The 2,082-nt window shown below is 60.1% G+C and carries 1 protein-coding gene and 1 pseudogene; both read right to left on the reverse strand.

All coding sequences use genetic code 11. The features are described 5' to 3' along the window. Positions 1–1,438 precede the first annotated feature (1,438 nt). Positions 1,439–1,654, reverse strand: a complete 216-nt coding sequence (locus tag B140_RS14500) for a hypothetical protein (protein WP_244874433.1) — start codon at positions 1,652–1,654, stop codon at positions 1,439–1,441. Between the two features lie 90 nt (positions 1,655–1,744). Further along, positions 1,745–2,056, reverse strand: a pseudogene (locus B140_RS14595) (pentapeptide repeat-containing protein); the annotation flags it as partial. Positions 2,057–2,082: the final 26 nt, after the last annotated feature.

Consider the following 2,082-nt stretch of genomic DNA (forward strand, 5'->3'; position numbering starts at 1 on the left):
TGGCCCGGCCTTAGCTGGAACAATAGCTGGAATATTGGCCATCAACTCTGGGATTATTGGTCTCTGCAATTCCTGGGGTCATGGTGTAAAAATATACTCTGGGGCAGTATGCTGGTCGCAGTAATGGGGGAGAAATGAAAAAATTTCTCCCCTACATTATTGTATGTGCCACTATAGTGGGAGTTTTTATAAGCGCCACTCAAATAGTGACAGGAAACTGGAATAGCAGCATTCTTTCTTGGGGAAAATACATTGCCATAATAGGTGCTGTAGCATGCATAATCTATGCTGCTAGTAAGAAAATCAGGTGACCGATTTCATTCCCTATCCGTGTAGGATACGGGGTAGATGAGGGCGCGGTAGCGCGTGCTGTGGCTGGGTGCGCGGGAAAGCCTAGGATACTCCGGCGCGCCGGGGCGATGGTAGCCACGTGACTCGTCCAGCCCGTCCGAGGGCCTACCCTCCCCTGCTTCTATCCACGCGGCACCAGGTGTACAGCAGCGCCCCGCCACCGGATGCGAAGACTTGACCTCGGTGTACCCATCACCACCCCAGGCCAGCCGCAACCACATGTAGAGCCGGGTAGTCAGCCGATACCCGGCGCGCTCAGGCTGCCGCTACACGAGGCAAGGTGGTTCTCGGTGCGAGGTGCAGTGGGGTTGGGGTCTTCTGGTTGGGAGTCGGTGTGTGCTCGCGCTCGCGGGAGGTGGTGTGCTGAGTCTGAGCCTGGGAGGGCTTTACGAGGTCTCTATCCCCTGGGATGTGGACGGTGTGTAGGAACACCCTTATGGAAAGAACCGGGTGCACGCCGGGTATATGAGGTGAGGGGTCAAAAGGTGCTGGTGGTGGGTAAGGCCCGGCTCTGCGGGTCATTATAGCTACGAGGGGTGACGTGCCAGTACAAGATGCTAGATGCTAAAGAACCTAGAAGTTAAAGTTCTCAACAGGTCTTTCAATTGCCTGGCAACGCTCCCGGGGTGAGTGAATCTGTACGGTCATCCGCACGAGGTGCTATGAGGAGATTCGAGCGCGCCGGGTGGTGAGGCCCACCTCTGCCTTGGCGCTTCCTTACCGCGTGCGGTTAGAGTCTCACGAGGTCGTGGAGGCTTGCCCGGGGGGTCGTGTGTAGTCCCTTGGAGATCGCGGGTGGTCGTGGTGCAGCGGTGCGCGGAGTGCGCCGGGGTGCGCAGCAGTGCGGTAGCTAAAGACAACTGGGAGGGCGCGCCGGGAGATCATGGTCGAGGGGTCCAGCAACACAGGCAGGGCTAAGTATTCAAACTTCTGACATGCAAAACGCCTAAGCGCTTAAATGTTTCGGTGTTGTGCGAACTGCCCGGCGCGCACCCATCCCGGGGCAGGCTGGTAGCAGGGGTAAGAACCAGCTCACCTGGTCGTGGGTCTGTGGTACACCATGCGTACGTGGGATGGGCAGGTGAGGTTATGCTGCCACGTCCTTGTTGCTCCCCCAGCGCTTGCGGAGGTCGTCGATCACGTCTGTGTGGTCGGTCATGTGGACTTCGCAGAGGGCCAGTGCTGCTTCGAGGTAGGGGCGGCGGCGGGTGGCCTCCTCATCTTCGGCTTTGGGCCAGCCTTCATCCTGGGCGATGAGGCTGCGCAGCTCGTCTGGGGTGCCCCACCAGCATCCGATCTGCATGTACCAGCCATCAGGGGTCGGGATGAGGTAGACGCAGCCAGAAGGTAGATGGTCGATGACCAGACCATCCCAGTAGGTGTCCCGTAGGTCAGCCCCCCGCAGGTCAGCGCGCCAGAGATTAGCGCTCCGCAGATCGGAGCCTTTCAGGTCAGTGCGCCACAGGTCAGTACCTCGCAAGTTGGCGCCTCGCAGGTCAGCGTGCCGCAGGTCGAGGCCGCTGAGGTCTTCCCCTGAGAGGTTGAGGTCACGGTTGTTGTCGTGAGCGTCTTGGATACGGGCTTCGACGTCAGCGCGGTTGACGGGGTACGGGCGCGAGCACGCCAGGTCTGGGGACACTCCCCCTGCTACTCGGCGGCAGGCCCAAGCCGCAGGCAGAACCACCTCCACGAGGCGGGCAAGCACGCCCCTAGAGCGGGGGTCGCCTCCAC

The sequence above is a fragment of the Corynebacterium mastitidis DSM 44356 genome (assembly GCF_000375365.1).
Lineage (GTDB): Bacteria > Actinomycetota > Actinomycetes > Mycobacteriales > Mycobacteriaceae > Corynebacterium > Corynebacterium mastitidis.